This is a genomic window from Salinigranum salinum (assembly GCF_009176545.1).
Taxonomy (GTDB): Archaea; Halobacteriota; Halobacteria; order Halobacteriales; family Haloferacaceae; genus Salinigranum; species Salinigranum salinum.
In genome coordinates, this window is sequence record NZ_VTOJ01000002.1 from 982,676 (window position 1) to 1,000,319 (window position 17,644).

The window sequence follows — 17,644 nt, forward strand, 5'->3', positions numbered from 1 at the left end:
GTTCCAATGTTATATTGTTTTGACCGTATATCGCGAGAATATTTCGCTCGATAATGTTGTGTAGATTGATGAATGAGACCAATCGTATCGTTGTCACATCTGACTGGCGGAGACGTCTCGATTGTCTGCGTCGGTTCTGAGGGATGGTCGGACGTGTCACGCTCAGAGGTAACAGTATTCTGATTTGGTTCGAAAGCGGTATTTTGGAAAAGTTCTGTCCGGTGATAGCAGTATACTATCGTACGAAACACGGTAGTCGGTGGTCCACGACCGAAGTCGTGGGCTTCCACCTCGCACTCGTGTGAGTCCCGGTCGATCGTCTCCGCCCCGAACCGCATCACGGGCGGTCCTCCGTCGTCTCGACTCGTGTTCGACACTCCTTCGGCCGGAAGTGCCAGTGCAGTTTGATACGAAGTGAACGGGTAGGTGAGGTACGAGGGGCTCACGGTGTGCGGCACGAGTGGCGTGACTGGATGGGCCGGTCGCTCCCCCCCTTCGTCCGGGGATCGGGATAAACGCCCACAGGACGATGGGACGCCGTATATCCCGTTCGCAGTTCACCTGTACTTAAATAGAGTATGCCACCCGTATCACGTGCTCCAGTTCCCCGGGGAGACGGCCAGTTCGTGAAGAGCGGGCGTGAACAGCGATGAGACGGGGGACAGTGGTCGTGGTCGTCGTCGTCGCAGCCGTGTTGCTCCCGATGTGGTTCGTCGCCAGTCAGGGCGAACCGCCGAGCGAGGAGATCGCGATCGACCAGAGCGTCAACGAGATCCGCCCACTCGACGGCTTCGTCGACACGCCGAACAAGCTCTCGCCGAGTCAGGTGGGGGTCATCGTCTGGGTCGCGCTGCTCGTCCTGCTCGGTGTCCTTGCGTTCTTCCATCGGTTCATGAACAGGGCCGCGAGGCCGACTGAGAGGAGCGGGAACGGAGGAGTGACGCCCCGAAGTGGTCGAGAATCCGAGACCGCGCCGGATGGTGGGACAGTCGGTCGGTCGTGGCTGGTGACGGAGGATCGCTGGATCGTCGAGTACGCGCCCGCGAGCGACGCGATCGAGGGACTGCTCGCGATGGGGTTGCTCTCGGTGCTGACCATCGTCTTCGCGGCGCTGTTCACCGGGGAGTACTTCACGCTCGCACGAACGCAGTACTTCGGTATCTACGCGTTCGGCATGTTCATGTCCCTGACCGGACTGACGGTGTCGTACTACGCCTGGTTCATGCCCCACATCGAAGTCGCCGAACGGAGGGAGCACCGATGACGGCGAAAGACGACGACGCAGATCGAGAGTCCGTCTCGAGCGTCCCCGACGACTCCTGCGCCTGCGGGGACGCCAGCCAGCCGACCATCTACCGGCCGTTCTGGCGAGACAGTCGGGGCCGGATGGGTCGCCGCGGGTACGCCAGAGTGCTGGCGACCGTCGGTGGCCTGGCCGCGCTCGCGAGTCTCACCGCACCGGTGCTCGGACTGACGCGAGTCTTCGAGCGCTCCTACACCGGGCCCGTCTACTCCGACGGCGTCGCCCTCGTCGACAGCGAGGGCGACCGCATCGCGGAGACCCGTCTGTCGGAGGGCGAACAGCTGACGGTCTTTCCGGAGCCCCGGCCCGGAATCGACCGTGCGCCGACGCTGCTGGTCCGGTTCCCGGAGGAGGAGTACGGTGGGGAGACGCGCATGGAGTTCACCGTCTCCGGCTACGCGGCCTTCTCGAAGGTGTGCACGCACGCGGGCTGTATGGTCGCCGACCGCGACGATACGACGCTCGTCTGCCCCTGTCACTCCGGGCGGTTCGACCCGCTGTCGGGTGCGTCGGTCACCGGTGGGCCACCACCACGACCACTCCCGCAACTGCCGATCACGCTGTCGAGCGACGGGGAACTGATCGCCACTGGCGACTTCGAGGGGCACGTCGGCCCCGGAGGTGAGTGACGACGATGGACCGACTCGAGCGGCTCTACGGCTGGGTCGACGACCGACTGGACGTCGCCGGCGCCCAGTCGTTCTTCGGGAAGGCGTTCCCCGCCGAGGACTCCTTCCTGCTCGGCGAGGTGGCGCTGTTCTGTTTCCTGCTCTTGGTGTTCTCGGGCGTCTTCCTCGGCTTCTTCTTCGAGCCCAGCATTAGCGAGGTCGAGTACGAGGGCAGCGTCGCGGAGTATCAGGGCGAGGAACTGCCCGAGTCGTTCGTGAGCGTGTTGAACATCACCTACGACGTCCCCTTCGGGATGCTCATCCGCCGGATGCACCACTGGGCGGCCCACCTCATGATCGCCTCGATGGCCCTGCACATGTTGCGGGTGTTCTTCACCGGCGCCTACCGTAACCCCCGCGAGCCCAACTGGCTCGTCGGCACCGGGCTCGCGGGCGCGACGATGTTCGCCGCCTACACGGGCTACGCCCTCCCGTTCGACGAGTTCGCGAGCACGGCCGTCGGGATCGGCTACAACGTCACCCTCTCGATCCCACTCGTCGGCGAGACGCTCGCGCAGCTCGCTTTCGGTGGGTCGTTCCCGTCCAGTGCGACGATCCCGCGCTTTTACTTCCTGCACGTGCTGGTGTTACCGGCGGCCATCGCGGGGCTCATCGGCCTGCACATGCTGATCCTCGTCAGGCAGAAACACACGGAGGCCCAGCGGGACGCGGACGTGCCAGCCCCCGACCGAGACGACACGACCGCCGCCGACGGCGGCAGCGTCGCTCGGGACGACGACAGCGTGGTCGTCGGCCTGCCGGCCGTCCCGAATCAGGTGGCCGTCAGCGCCGTCGTCTTCTTCCTGACGCTGGCGACGCTATCGCTGCTGGCCGGCTTCCTCCCGGTGCACAACATCGCCGAGTACGGGCCCAACGACCCGGCGTCGACGCCGTCGCTCATCATGCCGGACTGGTTCCTGATGTGGGGGTACGGCTTCCTGAAGCTGACACCGTCGTGGCTCAGCTTCGACGTCTTCGGCGTCCACATCAGCGCCGAGTTCATCGGCGGGCTGGCGCTTCCGAGCCTCGTCTTCGGTCTCGTCGCGGTGTGGCCGTTCATCGACTACGAAGAGACGGCCGTGCACTTCACCGCCGATCCGCTGGAACGGCCGTTCCAGACCGGGGTCGGTGTCGCCGGCGTCGTGTTCATCATGCTCGCGTCGATCGCGGGGATGGACGTGATCGTCGCCGACATCGTGGGGCTGACCACGGCGCAACTCAAGCCCTACCTGATCGGGGCACTCCTCGTCGGGCCGCTGGTCGCCGGACTGATCGTCTACGCGGGTCTCGGCGGATTCGAAGACGACCCGCCGGACGACGACCCACCGGACGACACGACACCGAACGAGGAGACGCCAGCAGACACGGAGGGCGACGAATGAGCGCAGCGTCCGGTGGGAGGGTGACCCTCTCCACCCGGCAGTATCGCTGGCTGGATCGGACGACGAAACTCGCCGGTGTCGCCCTGATCGCCGCCGGCCTCGACGCCGGCGGCGGGACGCTGGCCGGCATCGCGCTGGCAGCGACCGGCGTTGCGTGCGGACTCACGACCGTTCTCATCGACAACCCATGAGCGAACGAGAAAACGAGAACTACCGCGATTCGACATCGGCATCGGCCACGGGAGACGTCTCGACCGCGCGACGGGACTTCCTGAAAGGCATCGGCGTCGCATCACTCCTCGGCGCGACGGGCACCGGCCTCGGCGCGACTGGCGACGAGCTCGACGAGTTCTTCCAGCTGGATGGCATCGAGGTCGTCGACGACCCCATCGGCGACTACCCCTACCGGGACTGGGAGGACCTCTACCGCGAGCAGTGGGACTGGGACTCGACGGCCCGCTCAACCCACAGCGTCAACTGTACCGGGAGCTGTTCGTGGGAAGTGTACGTCCGCAACGGGCAGGTCTGGCGCGAGGACCAGGCCGCGGACTACCCCGTCTTCGACGAGAGCCTGCCCAACCCAAACCCGCGGGGCTGTCAGAAAGGGGCCTGCTACTCGGACTACGTCAACGCCGACCATCGCGTGCTCCACCCGCTCCGGCGGACCGGCGAACGGGGGTCGGGCAAGTGGGAGCGCATCTCCTGGGACGAGGCGCTGACCGAGATCGCCGAGGAGGTGATCGAGACCGTCGCGGAGGAGGAGAACTACGACGGCATCAGTGGGTTCACACCGATCCCGGCGATGAGCCCCGTCTCCTTCGCGGGTGGGTCGCGACTCGTCAACCTCCTCGGAGGGGTCTCGCACAGTTTCTACGACTGGTACTCGGACCTGCCGCCGGGCCAGCCGATCACCTGGGGGACGCAGACGGACAACGCGGAGAGCGCCGACTGGTACAACGCCGACTACCTCATCGCGTGGGGTTCGAACGTCAACGTCACGCGCATTCCCGACGCGAAGTACTTCCTCGAGGCCGCCTACGACGGCACGAAACGCGTCGGCGTCTTCACGGACTACTCCCAGACGGCCATCCACTGCGACGAGTGGATCAGTCCCGAACCGGGTACCGACACCGCGCTCGCACTGGGGATGGCCCGGACGATCGTCGACGAGGGCCTGTACGACGAACCCCACCTGAAGGAACAGACCGACATGCCGCTGCTCGTTCGGGAGGACACCGGGAAGTTCCTCCGGGCCTCGGAGATCGGACTCGATGTCGACGCCGACCGCCCCGACCACGTGTTCGTGATGCAGGACGGGGCCGGCGAGCTACGCGCCGCACCGGGGTCGCTCGGCGCACGCGACGGGCAACACGACGCCACCGCCAGTATCGACCTCGACTTCGACCCGCAGCTCGCGGTCGAACGGACGGTCTCGACGTCGGACGGCCCGGTCGCGGTGCGATCGGTGTGGAACGAACTCCGCGACGAACTGTCGACCTACACGCCCGAGCACGTCCACGAGCTCACCGGCGTCGGCCGCCAGACGCACCAGGAGATCGCCCGCGAGTTCGCCGACGTCGACCGCGCGAAGATCATCCACGGGAAGGGCGTCAACGACTGGTACCACAACGACCTCGGCAACCGCGCGATCCAGCTGTTGGTGACGCTGACCGGCAACCTCGGCCGACAGGGGACGGGCCTCGACCACTACGTCGGCCAGGAGAAGATCTGGACGTTCCACGGGTGGCAGACGCTCTCGTTCCCGACCGGCAGCGTGCGAGGCGTGCCGACGACGCTGTGGACGTACTACCACTGCGACGTGCTGGACAACGCCGATCCGGAGACGACCCGGCGCGTCCGGGAGGCCATCGACAACGACTGGATGCCCGTCTACCCCGAAGAGCGGGCGGACGGGTCGCGGCCGGACCCCTCGATCCTGTTCGTCTGGCGGGGGAACTACTTCAACCAGGCGAAAGGGAACGTCGCGGTCGAGGAGCAGCTCTGGCCCAAACTCGACCTGGTGGTCGACATCAACTTCCGGATGGACTCCTCGGCGCTCTACTCGGACATCGTGTTACCGTCCGCGAGCCACTACGAGAAACACGACCTCTCGATGACGGACATGCACACGTACGTCCACCCCTTCACGCCCGCGGTGGAGCCGCTGGGCGAGTCGAAGACGGACTGGCAGATCTTCCGCGAACTCGCGGCGAAGATCCAGGAACTCGCCGAGGAACGTGGGATCGAGCCGGTGCCCGACCGAAAATTCGACCGCGACATCGACCTCCAGTCGGTGCACGACGACTACGTCCGCGACTGGGAGACCGGTGAGCCGGGGGGCCTCGCCGACGACAGGGCGGCTGCCGAGTACATCCTCGACCACTCCGAGGAGACGAACCCCGAGGGCACGAACGAGCGGATCACGTTCGACGACATCGACGACCAGCCCCGGCGCTTTCTCGCCACTGGTGACCACTGGACGTCCGACATCGAGGAGGGTGAGGCGTACGCCCCCTGGAAGGACTACGTGCAGGACAAACAGCCGTGGCCGACGTTCACCGGCCGGCAGCAGTACTACATCGACCACGACTGGTTCTTGGAACTCGACGAACAGCTCCCCACCCACAAACAGGCACCCACGCTGCAGGACAAGGCCGACTACCCGCTGCGGTACAACACGCCCCACGGCCGGTGGTCGATCCACTCGACGTGGCGCGACAGCGAGCGGATGCTCCGGCTCCAGCGTGGGGAGCCGGTCGTCTACCTGAACCCCGACGATATGGCCGAGCGGGGGATCGAGGACGGCGACACGGTCCGCGTCTACAACGACCTCGGCGAGGTCGAGGTGCAGGCGAAACGGTATCCGAGCAGCGAACCGGGGACGGCACGGATGTACTTCGCCTGGGAGCGCTTCCAGTACCCCGATCGAGGAAACTTCAACTCGCTCGTCCCGCTGTACATGAAACCCACACAGCTCGTTCAGTACCCCGAGGACACCGGCGAACACCTGCACTTCTTCCCCAACTACTGGGGACCGACCGGCGTCAACAGCGACGTCCGCGTCGAGGTCGAACGCGTGGGAGGCGGCGACAGCGACGACGACGGAGACGACGGAGACGACGGTGGCAGTGGTGGCGATGGAGGCGGCGACGGAGGTGAGGGGGCATGAGTTCGCACGCCGAGGACGGCGACGACACGGTCGACCTCGCGGAGGGTGTCGACCACCAGGTCGCGATGGTGATGGACCTCAACAAGTGCATCGGCTGTCAGACGTGTACGATCGCGTGCAAGACCAACTGGACGGACGGGGGCGGTCGCGAGTACATGTACTGGAACAACGTCGAGACCAAACCGGGCGCCGGCTACCCCCGCGACTGGGAGGAGATGGGTGGCGGGTGGACCGACGACGGGCAAGAGCGCACCCCCGGCGAACTCCCCGACGAAGACGACTACGGTCGGCCGTGGGAGTTCAACCACGAGCAGATCATGTACGAGGGGAGCGATTCCCCGCTCCGTCCGATGGACAACGCCGCCGACTGGAGCCCGAACTGGGACGAGGACGAGGGCGCCGGCGAGTACCCCAACTCCTACTACTTCTACCTCCCGCGCATCTGCAACCACTGCACGCACCCTTCGTGCGTCGAGGCCTGCCCCCGGTCGGCGCTGTACAAACGCTCCGAGGACGGGATCGTCCTCGTCGACCAGGACCGCTGTCGCGGCTACCGCTACTGCGTCGAGGGCTGTCCGTACAAGAAGGTGTACTACAACGCGATGAAGAAGGTGTCCGAGAAGTGTATCTTCTGCTACCCCCGGATCGAGGGCGAGGGGCCGGAGGGCGAGGTCCGCGGGACGGCCTGTGCGGAGGACTGCCCGCCACAGCTCCGGATGGTCGGCTACCTCGACGACGAGGAGGGACCGATCCACAAGCTGGTCAACGAGTACGAGGTGGCGATCCGGCTCCACCCCGAGTTCCGGACGGAGCCGAACGTCTACTACATCCCGCCGTTCGCCCCGCCGCAACACTCCGAGGAAGGCGAGTCGCTCGACGCCGAGCGCATCCCGCGAACCTACCTCGAGGAGCTGTTCGGCCCGAAGATCAACGACGCGCTGAACACCATCAGCCGGGAGCGCGACCGGGTCCGGCGCGGCGAGGAGAGCGAACTGATGGAGCTGTTGAACAGCGACCGGGAGGAGAAGTACCGACTGGAGGTGTTCGAATGAGCGACGCGGATCGCGCCGGGGAGCGCGACCGGGAGCGGGCGGGGAACGCGACCGATCGCCGGAGCAGGGACCCCGAACCGTCGGGTCGAAGAGCCAGCGGAGGCCGACGGCCGGCCGCGAGGCGGGAACTGCTCCTGGCGAGTACCTTCGCCGCCCTGTTGCTCGTGACGGCGACGGTCGGGCCAATGGTGGTGGACGCTCGTCCCGCCTTCGAGATCCCCGTCGAGGCAGGCACGGAGAACGAGAACCTCGAGAGCGCCACGGCGGACGCGTGGACCCGAGTGCCCGCGGCCACGGTGTCGATGTCCGCCTCGGGGGCGTCGGTCCCCGGCGGCGACGACTCTACCGTCGAGGAGGCGAAGGTACAGGCGGTGCAGACCGACCAGCGGCTGTACCTGCGACTCGCGTGGGACGACGCGACGGTCGACCGGTCGACGGGCTCCACGCTGGCGTTCGCCGACGCGGTCGCCGTCCAGTTGCCGGCGAACGCGAGCGCCCGCCCACCCATCACGATGGGCAGCACCGACAACCCGGTGAACGTCTGGTACTGGTCGGCTGACGGCACCACCGACGAACTGCTCGCCGGCGGCCCCGGGAGCACGACACGGTTCGACCAGGGGACGATCGTCACGGACGCGACACACCGAAACGGCCGCTGGTACGTGGTGCTCTCGCGGTCGCTCGATGCGACCAGCGAGCACAGGACGGCGATCCCGGACGACGCGGACATGGACGTCGCCGTCGCGGTGTGGAACGGCTCCAACATGGAGCGCTCGGGGAAGAAGTCCGTCAGCGAGTGGCACTACCTCGCGCTCGGTCCCGGCCCCCAGGGACCGCCGTACCAGACGATCCTCTGGCTCGTCGCGGGTCTCGCTATCGTCGGCTCCGTGCTCGTGACGATCGAGGGCGTCCGCCGGACGCGGGACGAAGGAGACGGACGAGGGGAGGAGAGTGACTGAGATGGTCACGGACGAGAGACGGCGGGCCGACCTGGCGGCGCTCGCCGACGAGATCACGACCGACGCCGGGGCTCGCGGCGGGGTGTACGCGCTCGCGGCGAAGGCGTTCGACCAGCCCAGCGAGCGGTTCTACCGGGAACTCGAGACGGGGCGCGTCGACGACCTGTTCGCGGCGCTGGTCGATCGCAGCGGGCTCGACGTTCAGCCGCCCGACGCGACGGTCGACGAGGACCGTGAGACGGTCGCGGCGCGGTTCAACGACCTCTTCGTCGTCGGCTACTCGGAGGTCGTCGACAAGACCGACGGCACCGTCGAGAGCTACGGGCCACCGGTGTCGCTGTACGAGTCCGACTACCGCTCCGAGGTCTCCTGGAACGACGTCAACCTCGACCTCGCTCGCGCCTACGAGTACTTCGGCGTACAGGTCGACCGGGAGACGCGGCGCAACCACGACCACGTCCGCCTCCAGCTGGAGTTCATGGGCTATCTCTGCCGACGCGAGGCGGCCGTCGATCAGAGCGTGGCCGCCGCACGGCTGGACTTTCACGACCGTCACCTCCGCGTCGTCACGGAGGGGATCGCCGGCGCCCTCGGTGACGAGCCGGGGACGGGGCTCTACGGCCGACTCGCGGCCTTCCTCGACCGGTTTACCGCGGCCGACGTCGACGACCTGGCGGCACGGCAGGAGGGTGAGTCACCGTGACTGCGGATCCGACGCCCGACCCCGACGTCCACGAGGCGGACGTGGAGGTGGGCCACGCGCCACGGGCGAACGCGATCGCCACGGCCGACGCGCTCGGACCCGCGGTGTCGGTTCTCGGGGCAGGTGCTCTCGCAGCCGTCGCGATCGAACGGGGCGTCACCATCCTCGCCAACGCTCCCTTCGACCCGATCGTGGTCTCGCCGGCGGCTCGCGACGCGACTGCCGCGTGCGTAGTCGTCACCGTCGTCGTCACCCTCCTCGCCGTGGCGGTGACCGACGGGCGAGCGACCGTCAGAGTCGGCCTCCTGTTCGCTGCCGTCTTCGGTCTACTCCCGCTCGTCGCCCCGGGAACAACGCTGGTTGCCGTCGTCGCGGTGGTCGGCGGAGGCGCGCTCGCTCTCGTGGGGACGCTCGGTGCTCCCGCGGAGTGGTCCTACCGTGGCGTCCGCCGGCGCCTCGTGGCCGTCGGAGTCGTCGCGGCGCTCGCGCTGGCGCTCGTCGGCGTGACCGGCCTCCTCGGGGGGGTCCGTACCCCCGGGGCAGTCGCCACACTCGCAGTCGTCGCGGCGGTCGGCACGCGGTCGGACGGATCGCGGCTGGCCGCGGGCGCTGGCCTCCTCGCCGTCGGTGCAGTGGGTGTCGCCAGCGTCGTGAGCCCGTTCGTCGTCGGCAGCACGCTGCTCGTCGCGCTCGCGGTCACGGGCGTCCCGTCGCTGCTGGTGATGCTCGCGGTCGCCGGCGCCGTCGCGGCCACCGTCGCCGGCCTCCACCGGGGCGAGTACGCACTCGCCACCGGGGCCGCCGTCCTCCTGGGAGCGGGCGTCCCCGTGACGTTCCCACGGGCGTTGACGTTCCTGCTCGGCGCAGTGCTGGTACTGCTCGTCCACGACGGTACGACGGGGAATCCGGGACGCACGAGGCGGGGGTCGGAGCGCTCGACGGGGGGTCCGGAATGAGGGACGAGGAGGAGGCGACGGACGGGCCGACCGATCCACGGGTCCACCCCGAACAGAGCCCGGGATTCGGCGAAGACCACGGCGGACTCGCGGACATCGAGGTGAGTCGTGACGTGACGATCGGTGAGGCGACCCCGCGCGAACTCCAGGCCACCGACGTCACGCCGGTCGCCGACGACGCCGTGGCCGAGAAGATCGGGGACCTCCGTGACGGGGACGTCGTCGAGCGTCGCCGCGCGGCACTCGCCCTCGCCGAGGAATCGACAGAGGTCGTCGACGCGCTCGTCGAGTTCGGCCTGTCGGACGATGACAGTGACGTCAGACAGTTCGCCGTCGAGGCACTGGGCGAACTCGGCGGGGAACGGGCGGGGAGCGCGGCGGTCGCCACGCTGGACGACCCCGACCCGTGGGTTCGCGCGGAAGCCGTCGTCGCCCTCGACCGGATCGACCGCCGAGCGTACGAGCCGCACGTCGAGCGCGCGGTCGACGACGACCACCACGCCGTCCGACGCAACGCCGCCGTCTCGCTGTTCAAACTCCGCGGGGAGGAGACACTCGAGATCCTGCTCGACCAGTCCCGCGCGGACAGCGAGCGGCTCCGGGAGTGGGCGGCCCACCTGCTGGCCGGCGTCGACGACGACCGTGCCACGGAGCGCCTGCGCGAACTCGCTGTCGACGACTCCGAACCACAGGTCGTCCGGAGCACCGCCGCCCGCTCGCTCGAAGCCGACCCCGGGAAGTTCCGCCGGCAGTTCACCGGTGGCACCGAGAACGACAGCACCGACCCCCCGGGCGAGAGCCGACTGAACCGCAGACCGAACCTCTGACATGTCACGAGACGCTCCCACGGACGCGACCGACGCATCGGCACGGCTGAGCGACCACGTCGAAGCCGCACTCCGGCGGGTCAGGGATCCCGACGCGGACCTGACCGTGTTCGAGGCGGGGCTCGTCGAGGACATCCACGTGACCGACGGCCGGGTGACGATTGATGCCGACCTGAGCGACTTCCCGCCCCGGGAAGCCGAGTCGGTGACGGCGACGATGATCCGTGCCGTCTCCGAGGTGCCGGGCGTCGAACGGGCGCACGTCGAACACGTGCAGTCGGCGCCCGCCATCGACGACCGAGCGATCGGCATCGAGTCCGCCGACCGTATCATCGCGGTCGCCAGCGCGAAGGGTGGGGTCGGAAAGTCCACCATCGCGACGTCGCTCGCCTGTGCGCTGGCCGCCGGCGGCGAGCGCGTGGGCATCTTCGACGCCGACATCCACGGGCCGAACGTCCCGGAACTCCTGTCGATCAGTGGTCCCGTCCACTCCGACGCGGACGGCAACCCCGTCCCGGTCGACGCCGACGGCATCGACGTGATGAGCGTCGGATTGATGTCCTCCAGTGCTCCCCTGGCGTGGCGCGGCGCGATGGCACACGACGCCCTCTCGGAGCTGTTCGGGGAGACCGCGTGGAACGACCCGGAGACGATCGTGCTCGACCTGCCACCGGGGACGGGGGACGTCACGCTCACGACGCTGCAGGAGACGCGGGTCGACGGTGTCGTCTTCGTCACGACGCCCTTCCACGCGGCCGTCTCGGATACGCACCGCTCGATTCAGCTGTTCGAGGAGAACGACGTGCCGGTGTTGGGTGTCGTCTCGAACATGGGCGAGTTCGTGTGCGGCGACTGCGGGTGCGTCCACGACCTCTTCGACGGCCCCGACCCGGTCGACGCGCTGGAGGTGCCCGTGCTCGCGGAGCTCCCCTTCGACGCGGCGATGCAGGACGCGCTGGCGCCGTCGCCGGATGCGCTGCCGGAGTGCGCGCGGACGCTCGGGCAGGCGGTCTCGGACCGCTTCGAGGAGGTCTGGTCGGTCGACGTGCCCGAAGGGGCGGTCGACATTCGAGGGCTGCCGTCGGACGCTCGCTACGACGAAGTCGAAGCGGGGTGGGCCGACACGGCGACCGGAGAACGGTTCTACCTCGTCAGCGACCGGGATCCGACGCCCGTCCGGAACTACCTCGTCGAGGCCAGCGACGTGACCGCGGACGAACTGGAGCCGTTCGAGGTCAAACGACCCAACCCCGAGACGTGGCTCCTGCGGACCGTCCGGCCCTGACTGTGGGGGGCGACGGCGCACCGCGGCGCCCGTCGTGAGGCACGTCGAAGGACTTTTTGACGTACCCGGGGACGGATACCACATGACCGACAGCGGCGTGCACGCGGAGATGAGGGTGGCCGGCCCGTCCGTCTGTCGCGTCGTGGACGCGTCGGACTCGGGGGAGGTGGTCTCCGTCTCCCGCGCGACGTCCAGAGTCACCGACGAGGTCACCGTCGAGTTCATCAGCGAGTCGGGGTCGGTTCCCGTCGACGCGGAGGAGGTGTTCTCCTACGACGGCAAGGCGATCTACCGGTTCGAGCGGCCGGCCGGGACGGAGCCGGCGTGCGCCTGCGAAGTGATCGAGTGGAGCGGGAATCCCGTCCGTCACACCGAGGTGGACGACGGGTCGGTCGTCGTCTCGTTCGTCGCGAACGACCTGGACGAACTCGGCAGGATCGTCACCGAACTGAAAGCGCAGTACGAGGAGGTTTCCCTGCAGTGTCTCACCCGCTCGGCGGCGGGCGACGACGAGAGCGACCTCGTCTTCGTCGACCGAGCCGTCCTCACGGCTCGACAGCGAGAGGTACTGGAGACCGCTCACGAGATGGGCTACTTCGACCATCCGAAGGGGGCGAACGCGACCGAGGTGGCCGCAGCACTCGACATCAACCGATCGACGTTCGCCGAACACCTCTCGGCAGCCCAGTCGAAACTGCTCGAAGCGATTCTCGAGACGTAACCCTCGAATGTCGCGTGGCAGTCACGTGACGGTGACCGCGAGCGACCCGGTCTCTTGATCAACGGCCACCGTATGCGGGGACGACGGTTATACCACGCTCTGTCGTTCGTGTAACCACGGTGGAGTGGATGCCACACGAATTCGTCTTCGACTGCCCCGCATGCGAGGTCCGGGTTATCGTCGACGCCGACATCCGAGCGGCGGTTCTCGAAGACGGATGCGTGGTGTGTCGGGGCGCAGTCGACACTGGCGCGTTCGTTCCCCGGTCCGAATCCGCGATCGGGGGCGACACGACCCAGCAGTGACCACGACGGCGACGTCGGAGTGTACAGTCGCCGTGAGATCACACCGAGAGATCCCACAAACGGTCGCCGTGGCTACCGCTCCAGACTGGCGAGATCGCGGAGAGGAACGGCCGCACCGGACAGTGACAGTGGGTCTACTCTTCCGTGCAGCGCTCGTCCGTCCGCGCCCGAGGACGCTTCGATGGATCGTCACCGGCTGTCCGCCACTCGGTCGAGACGCGAGCAGTGCGAGCAGTGTAGTGACTAGCGAGTGGCGTCCCCTGCCTCGACGCCCTGGCGCGTTACTCCAGCTGGTGGTAGTCCAGTTCGTAGCCGGCGTCGAGTGCCGCCTGCACGTCGTCGCTCGGCGCCGCGACGGGCGTGGTCTCGAGCCGCATCGCACCCACCGCGTCCCGCGTCATCCGGATGTTCCGCTGCCAGTCCTCGTCACGGTCCGGGTAGTCGGTGCGGGCGTGCGCCCCGCGGGACTCCGTCCGCATCGCGGCCCCCCGGAGGAGCGCCTCGGCGACGTCGAGTGCGAACGCGAGGTTCATCACGAACTCGAACGAACGACTCGTCGGCCCGTCGACCGCCAGATCGCTCGCCCGACGCCGGATCGCCGCCAGTTCGTCGAGTCCCACGGAGAGCGACTCCTCGTCACGGAGGATGCCGGCGTGCGCCCACAGCAGGTCGCGTAGTTCGTCCATCAGCGCCGCGGGATCGTAGCTGCCGTCGCTCCGGACGAGCCTGTCGAGATCGGCGAAATGAATCGCCGCCCGGTCGTGGAGCACGGTCCGCTCGCCGCGCTCGCTGTCGTGTCTACGGGCGAGCCGTCCGGCGATGGCCTCGCCGGCCACAGCCCCGAATGCGATCGTCTCGGCCAGCGAGTTCCCACCGAGACGGTTCGCGCCGTGGACCCCCGCCATCGTCTCGCCGATCGCGTACAGGCCGTCGATATCGGTCTCGCCCGTCTCGTCGACGACGACACCACCCATGCCGTAGTGGGCGGTCGGCGCTACCTCGACCGGATCGGTGGCCATGTCGACGCCCAGCTCCGCGAAGCGCTCGTACATCCGCGGGAGGCGGTCCTGGATGAACGACCGGTCGCGGTGGGAGATGTCGAGGTACACCCCACCGGCGTCGGTTCCGCGGCCCTCGTCGATCTCCCGGGCGATGGCACGGGCGACGACGTCCCGTGCGTCGAGTTCCATCTGTCCGGGCGAGTACCGCTCCATGAACCGCTCGCCGTCGCTGTTGAACAGCCGACCACCCTCGCCGCGGACGGCTTCGGTCACGAGTCGGCCGTCCCACTCGTCACCGTAGCGAGCGCCGACCATGCCGGTCGGGTGGAACTGGACGAACTCCACGTCCATCAACTGCGCGCCGGCCTGGTACGCCAGCGCGGGCCCATCACCGGTGTTCTCGTCGTCGCGCGAGGAGTGACGGTGGTAGAGACTGGTGTACCCCCCCGCCGCCAGGACCACGACGTCTGCCTCGAAGAGGAGGAACTCCCCCGTCTCCATGTCGTAGCCGGCCGCGCCGAGCACCCAGTCGTCGTCGGTCAACAGCCGCGTGACGAAGACGTTCTCGCGGTACGGAACCGATAGCTCCTGTGCGCGCCCGATGAGCGTCTGTAGCAGCGACTCCCCGGTGTGGTCGCCGGCGAACGCCGTCCGCCGGAACGACTGCGCGCCGAAGTAGCGCTGGTCGATCTCGTTCTCGTCGGTTCGACTGAACGGCATCCCCCAGCCGTCCAGCTCCCGAAGGAGGTCCGGCATCCGGCGGGTCACCGTCTCGACCTTCGCGGGGTCGTTGAGGAAGTGGCCCTCGTTGATCGTGTCCGCCGCGTGGACCGTCCAGTCGTCCACGGGGTCGTGGGTGCCGAGCGCACCGTTGATGCCGCCACGGGCCCACGTCGTGTGCGCATCGCCGTGGCTCCGCTTGCCGATCACCAGCAGCTCCTCGGGGGCGACCCCCCGTTCGACGAGTTCGATGGCCGTCCGCGCGCCCGCAGCCCCCGCGCCGATCACCAGCACGCCGAGGTCGACCGTCTCGTACGACAGCGATTCACGCCGCTCACGATCCGTGGTTCGCCGAGAACTCATTACTAGAACGGGAGGGCCGGACGTTTATAAACTCTCTGTCGTCGAGAGTGCCGAAACCAGGCGATTCAGAGCTTCCTGAGCCGGTTCACGAGTTGGCTCTCGAGCACTCGATCGCTCGGCACGCCAGCCGTATCGTCGCGAACCACACCGGTCCGATCGGGGACTGTCCCTCGAGACGGTCCTCGCGGTTCTGCCCCTGCGTCGACGCGAGACGATCCGGATCGACGACGAGACACACGCAGCACTGGCTCGGCTCGACCGAGACGACGAGACCGCCGACGAACTCGACTCGCGACTCCTCAGCGCCGACAGAAGAGTATCGAAGCTGGAGCCGGTCTGTGGCGCGAGAGCGACGCGGCGGACGCGGCTCGTGAAGGACGGCTGCGGATGAAACGGGACCCGGACCAGTAGCAGAAAGGACTCGACGAACGCCTTCTCGTCGACCATCCCGACGACACCACACGGTCCGCGATCCCCAGATCGACGCCGAGGAACGCGACCACCTCGTCTAAAGCTGCCGCGACGACCGTGACGACCTCGACGGGAACGGACGGTGATCCCGCAAAGAAGGCGTGTGATCGACTAGTATTTGCGTTGCTCGGCGGGAATGCCGAGATCGTCGTTGAACGCGTCGTCCAGCGCGTCCCGGGCGTCACGCCACTCGAAGAAGTCGTCACGATCGACCGGATACTCGTCGTAGAGTCGCTCGTACTTCCGGGCGTAGCGCCGCGTCCGGACGAAGTTGAGGAGCGTTCGACCCACCGCCCGCTTCGTGGTGTCGAGTCGCTCGAGACGACCGTCGCTGCCCAGCGCCAGCGCGTTCCCCACCACGCCGCTCGCGAGGCGGACGGCGCTCCGAACGCCGAGCGAGTTGCCCTCGGAGGAGACGACGTCCGCGATCGCGTCCTCGGGGAGGAGGGCGACCAACGCACGCACGTTCTCCATCCCGGCGTGCGAGGCCGCGATGTTGTAGGGGTCCTTGACCGCGGTGCGCGTCCCGAGGCCGTGGTCGACGTACAGGAAGTGGTTGTGCGCCCAGAGATCCGCTTCCGAGATGAAGCCGTCTTCGTCGTCGTGAACCGCCGCCGCGCCGTGTTTCCCGGCCGAGTAGCCGGTGACGGCGGCCCCTCTGATTCCCTTGCCCGTGATGGGGTGAGTCGTGCCGGCGTTACAGCCGACCGTGATGTACCCGGGCGCGACCATCGAGTCCAGTGGACGTCGAAGGCCGAGCGCGGCACCCAGTTTGTTGGCCGTGCCGTTGACGGTGTCGAACGCCGCACCGTCGAATTCGGGCCGCCCCTCGAGGTCCGCTTTCAGCCGGTCGACGAGTGTGACGGGGTCTTTGTTCATCTGAAAGCCCAGTCCGACGTTGATCTCGGTCGCCGTTCGCGGGAAGTACCAGATGTACCCCATCCGCTCCAGCGGCTTGCCCACGAGTGCGTTGTCGTACGGAACGGGCGCCTGCGTGGTGAGCACTTCCCGGTACGCGGACCCGAACTGCCGGTAGTTGGGTTTCTCGAAGCTGGTCTCGGGCTCCGCGTCCAGGCTGGCGAAGTCGACGTCGGCCATGACGCTCGACAGCGCGCCACCGGCGTCGATGACGAGGTCGGCGGTGTACGTGACAGGCTCCCCGTCTCTGACGGCTCGCACCCCCTCGACCTGCGCACCCTGGAGAACGCCGTTGACGACGGTGTCGAACTGCTGGTCGACCCCACAGGCTGCCGTCTGTTCGAGCAGCCGTTGCCCCAGCTCGTAGCGGTCGACGACGTTACTGTGACCCTCGTACGGCAGGACTTTCTTCACGTCGAGTGCCTCGTCCCACCACTCGATCTGGTCGATGTTCCCGTCGATGAGCACGTCCTCGTCCGCCGCGATCGCGCTCATGTCGATGGGACCGGGATACTTCTTCGGGTCGGTCGGGCTCTTCATCGCGTCGCCGCAGGCGATGTGCCCGGCGTCCGATGCGGACTTCCGTTCGAGCTGCACGACGTCAGCCCCCCGATCGGCGGCGGTCGCAGCCGCGAAACAGCCCGCTACGCCACCCCCGACGACGACGATCTCGTGAGCCTCGGAAACAGGCACGGTACTCGGACGAAGGACCCGACATACTTGACGTTCACTCCTCCGCGCAGGCGAGCGTGTGAGGAGACTCCCTATCGGTGAGCGACTCGCGCGTTCGACACAGCACGGTCGCTGGAACCCACCGAAACGTTGTCAGCACTCTCGTGCC

General features: G+C 67.8%; 15 protein-coding genes. 13 read left to right on the forward strand and 2 right to left on the reverse strand.

Going from position 1 to position 17,644, the window contains the following annotated elements:
- Positions 1-649 precede the first annotated feature (649 nt).
- The 13 genes from FZP69_RS16315 to FZP69_RS23525 all read left to right on the forward strand — a co-directional run bounded on the left by FZP69_RS16315 (position 650) and on the right by FZP69_RS23525 (position 13,330).
- Entirely contained in the window at positions 650-1,264 is a 615-nt protein-coding gene (locus FZP69_RS16315; protein ID WP_152042443.1) for a hypothetical protein, read from the forward strand.
- The gene (locus FZP69_RS16320) at positions 1,261-1,932 is read left to right on the forward strand and encodes a QcrA and Rieske domain-containing protein (protein ID WP_152042444.1); all 672 of its coding nucleotides are present in this window, start codon (positions 1,261-1,263) and stop codon (positions 1,930-1,932) included. Before FZP69_RS16315 ends, FZP69_RS16320 begins: the two co-directional genes overlap by 4 nt.
- A 5-nt stretch (positions 1,933-1,937) precedes the next feature.
- Complete coding sequence (locus tag FZP69_RS16325; RefSeq protein WP_152042445.1) at positions 1,938-3,353, forward strand: cytochrome b; 1,416 nt, start codon at positions 1,938-1,940, stop codon at positions 3,351-3,353.
- Complete coding sequence (locus FZP69_RS16330; protein WP_152042446.1) at positions 3,350-3,544, forward strand: hypothetical protein; 195 nt, start codon at positions 3,350-3,352, stop codon at positions 3,542-3,544. The genes FZP69_RS16325 and FZP69_RS16330 overlap by 4 nt, the downstream gene beginning before the upstream one ends.
- Positions 3,541-6,522 carry a nitrate reductase subunit alpha gene (locus FZP69_RS16335; RefSeq protein WP_152042447.1) on the forward strand — a complete coding sequence of 994 codons (2,982 nt, stop codon included), beginning with the start codon at positions 3,541-3,543 and terminating at the stop codon, positions 6,520-6,522. The genes FZP69_RS16330 and FZP69_RS16335 overlap by 4 nt, the downstream gene beginning before the upstream one ends.
- Positions 6,519-7,574, forward strand: a complete 1,056-nt coding sequence (gene narH / locus FZP69_RS16340; RefSeq protein ID WP_152042448.1) for a nitrate reductase subunit beta — start codon at positions 6,519-6,521, stop codon at positions 7,572-7,574. The genes FZP69_RS16335 and narH overlap by 4 nt, the downstream gene beginning before the upstream one ends.
- Positions 7,571-8,533, forward strand: a complete 963-nt coding sequence (locus FZP69_RS16345; RefSeq protein WP_152042449.1) for an ethylbenzene dehydrogenase-related protein — start codon at positions 7,571-7,573, stop codon at positions 8,531-8,533. Before narH ends, FZP69_RS16345 begins: the two co-directional genes overlap by 4 nt.
- 1 nt (position 8,534) lies before the next feature.
- Positions 8,535-9,236 (forward strand): molecular chaperone TorD family protein, encoded by a 702-nt coding sequence (locus tag FZP69_RS16350; protein WP_152042450.1) that lies wholly within the window; start codon positions 8,535-8,537, stop codon positions 9,234-9,236.
- Positions 9,233-10,192, forward strand: coding sequence for a phosphate ABC transporter permease (locus tag FZP69_RS16355; RefSeq protein WP_152042451.1), 960 nt, complete (start codon positions 9,233-9,235; stop codon positions 10,190-10,192). The genes FZP69_RS16350 and FZP69_RS16355 overlap by 4 nt, the downstream gene beginning before the upstream one ends.
- A complete protein-coding gene (locus FZP69_RS16360; protein ID WP_152042452.1) occupies positions 10,189-11,019 on the forward strand; it encodes a HEAT repeat domain-containing protein in 831 nt (276 codons plus the stop codon). Before FZP69_RS16355 ends, FZP69_RS16360 begins: the two co-directional genes overlap by 4 nt.
- Position 11,020: 1 nt before the next feature.
- Complete coding sequence (locus FZP69_RS16365; protein ID WP_152042453.1) at positions 11,021-12,304, forward strand: P-loop NTPase; 1,284 nt, start codon at positions 11,021-11,023, stop codon at positions 12,302-12,304.
- 82 nt (positions 12,305-12,386) lie between these two features.
- Positions 12,387-13,025 carry a helix-turn-helix domain-containing protein gene (locus FZP69_RS16370; RefSeq protein WP_152042454.1) on the forward strand — a complete coding sequence of 213 codons (639 nt, stop codon included), beginning with the start codon at positions 12,387-12,389 and terminating at the stop codon, positions 13,023-13,025.
- Positions 13,026-13,153: 128 nt separating this feature from the next.
- Positions 13,154-13,330: a DUF7560 family zinc ribbon protein gene (locus tag FZP69_RS23525; protein ID WP_449329026.1), complete on the forward strand. Its 177-nt coding sequence runs from the start codon at positions 13,154-13,156 to the stop codon at positions 13,328-13,330.
- A gap of 281 nt (positions 13,331-13,611) precedes the next feature.
- Here the strand turns inward: FZP69_RS23525 and FZP69_RS16375 are convergent, their stop codons facing one another.
- Complete coding sequence (locus tag FZP69_RS16375) at positions 13,612-15,414, reverse strand: L-aspartate oxidase (RefSeq protein WP_152042455.1); 1,803 nt, start codon at positions 15,412-15,414, stop codon at positions 13,612-13,614.
- Between the two features lie 582 nt (positions 15,415-15,996).
- On the reverse strand, positions 15,997-17,571 hold the full coding sequence (locus tag FZP69_RS16385) for an FAD-binding protein (RefSeq protein ID WP_152042456.1): 1,575 nt from the start codon (positions 17,569-17,571) through the stop codon (positions 15,997-15,999).
- Positions 17,572-17,644 lie beyond the last annotated feature (73 nt).

Bases quoted from the DNA above. Each gene is read 5' to 3' on its own strand.
- FZP69_RS16370 (WP_152042454.1), top strand. From the start codon at position 12,387: ATGACCGACAGCGGCGTGCACGCGGAGATGAGGGTGGCCGGCCCGTCC.
- FZP69_RS16320 (WP_152042444.1), top strand. From the start codon at position 1,261: ATGACGGCGAAAGACGACGACGCAGATCGAGAGTCCGTCTCGAGCGTC.
- FZP69_RS16375 (WP_152042455.1), bottom strand. From the start codon at position 15,414: ATGAGTTCTCGGCGAACCACGGATCGTGAGCGGCGTGAATCGCTGTCG.
- FZP69_RS23525 (WP_449329026.1), top strand. From the start codon at position 13,154: ATGCCACACGAATTCGTCTTCGACTGCCCCGCATGCGAGGTCCGGGTT.
- FZP69_RS16345 (WP_152042449.1), top strand. From the start codon at position 7,571: ATGAGCGACGCGGATCGCGCCGGGGAGCGCGACCGGGAGCGGGCGGGG.
- FZP69_RS16325 (WP_152042445.1), top strand. From the start codon at position 1,938: ATGGACCGACTCGAGCGGCTCTACGGCTGGGTCGACGACCGACTGGAC.
- narH (WP_152042448.1), top strand. From the start codon at position 6,519: ATGAGTTCGCACGCCGAGGACGGCGACGACACGGTCGACCTCGCGGAG.
- FZP69_RS16315 (WP_152042443.1), top strand. From the start codon at position 650: ATGAGACGGGGGACAGTGGTCGTGGTCGTCGTCGTCGCAGCCGTGTTG.
- FZP69_RS16365 (WP_152042453.1), top strand. From the start codon at position 11,021: ATGTCACGAGACGCTCCCACGGACGCGACCGACGCATCGGCACGGCTG.
- FZP69_RS16350 (WP_152042450.1), top strand. From the start codon at position 8,535: ATGGTCACGGACGAGAGACGGCGGGCCGACCTGGCGGCGCTCGCCGAC.
- FZP69_RS16360 (WP_152042452.1), top strand. From the start codon at position 10,189: ATGAGGGACGAGGAGGAGGCGACGGACGGGCCGACCGATCCACGGGTC.
- FZP69_RS16330 (WP_152042446.1), top strand. From the start codon at position 3,350: ATGAGCGCAGCGTCCGGTGGGAGGGTGACCCTCTCCACCCGGCAGTAT.
- FZP69_RS16335 (WP_152042447.1), top strand. From the start codon at position 3,541: ATGAGCGAACGAGAAAACGAGAACTACCGCGATTCGACATCGGCATCG.